At 67.8% G+C, this 1,537-nt stretch carries 1 protein-coding gene; it reads left to right on the plus strand.

Annotated elements, in window-relative coordinates:
- The first annotated feature begins 231 nt into the window (after window positions 1–231).
- Entirely contained in the window at window positions 232–1,461 is a 1,230-nt protein-coding gene (locus FCN22_RS21400) for an IS110 family RNA-guided transposase (protein WP_137123586.1), read from the plus strand.
- The last annotated feature ends 76 nt before the right edge of the window (window positions 1,462–1,537 follow it).

Below are 1,537 nucleotides of genomic sequence, written 5' to 3' on the forward strand. Positions count from 1 at the left end.
CAAGAGGTGTAAAGCGATGGGGACTGCCGTCCGCGTGCCGAGGGATGAGAATGGGGCTGCCGCTCGGCGACGTCGCGACACACTGGTGCGGGCGAGCCCGTAGAGGTGTATGACGCGGGGCCTTCGGGTGCGCTGGATTGTTGCCGTAGAGCACGTGGGTCTGTGTCCCTTGCAGAAGGTCCTCCGAGCGGTGCTGGTATCGGTTCTCGCCGGAAAGGATTGGTGATCGCGATGGACGTCATGTTCGAACGCGTCGCCGGGTTGGACATTGGCAAGAAGAGCGTCACGGTGTGCGTGCGCACTCCGGGGGCCGGCAGACGCCGGCGCCAGGAGACCCGCACGTTCCGGACGATGACTCGTTCGCTGGAAGTGATGCGCGACTGGCTGATCGCCGAGGACGTCACGCTGGCGGCGATGGAGTCGACCAGCACCTACTGGAAGCCGGTGTTCTACGCCTTGGAGGACCACATGGACTGCTGGCTGCTGAACGCCGCACACATGAAGGCCGTGCCCGGGCGCAAGACCGATGTCAAGGACGCCGAGTGGATCGCCCAGCTGACCGAGCACGGCCTGGTGCGGCCCTCGTTCGTGCCGGCGCCACCGATCCGGCGGCTGCGGCTGTTGACGCGCTACCGGGCGGCCCTGACCGGCGACCGCACCCGTGACGTGGGCCGGTTGGAGCAGATGCTCGAGGACGCCAGCATCAAGATCTCCTCGGTGGCCTCCTCGGTCAGTACGAAGTCCGCGCGGGCGATGCTCGCCGCGCTGATCGCCGGTGAGGCCGACCCGCAGGTCCTGGCGGACCTGGCCAAGGGCAAGATGCGCGCCAAGATCCCCGACCTCGTCGAGGCGTTGACCGGTCACTTCGATGCCGATCACGCCCATCTGTCCGCGGCGATGCTGGGCAGGCTCGACCGGGTCGAGGCCGCGCTGGCGACCCTCGATGCGGTGATCGACAACGCCTGCCGGCCCTGGGCTCACCAGATCGAGCTGCTACAAACCATCCCGGGGGTCGGCCTGGTCACCGCCCAGGTCATCATCGCCGAGACTGGCGGGGACATGTCCCAGTTCCCCACCGCCGAGCACCTATCCGCCTGGGCCGGGGTCGCCCCGTCCATGCACGAGTCGGCCGGCTACCGCAAGCCGTCCGGCACTCGACACGGCAACAAGTGGCTGACCTCGATGCTGGTCGAAGCGGCCGGCTCGGCCGGCCGCAGCAAGGGCACCTACCTGGCTGCCCAACAATCTCGGATCGCGGCCCGCCGTGGAGCCAAACGTGCCCAGGTCGCCGCCGCGCACTCCATCCTGGTCAGCGCCTACTACATGCTGAAGCGTGACCAGCCCTACCAGGATCTCGGTCCTGACTGGCTCCGGCAGCGTCATGACCAAGCACACACCCGCCGCCTGATCGCTCAGCTCGAACGGCTCGGCCACACGGTCGTCATCGACCCCGTCGCCTGACAACGGCACCTTCACAACCGGGTCAACCACCCGGTCGCTCACCCCTGCGCCCGGCAAGGGTATTCACGGGTCTGTG

This window comes from Segeticoccus rhizosphaerae, assembly GCF_005222685.1.
Classification (GTDB): Bacteria; Actinomycetota; Actinomycetes; order Actinomycetales; family Dermatophilaceae; genus Segeticoccus; species Segeticoccus rhizosphaerae.

Excerpts from the sequence above, each read along its gene's own strand:
- FCN22_RS21400 (WP_137123586.1), top strand. The coding sequence starts at position 232 with ATGGACGTCATGTTCGAACGCGTCGCCGGGTTGGACATTGGCAAGAAG.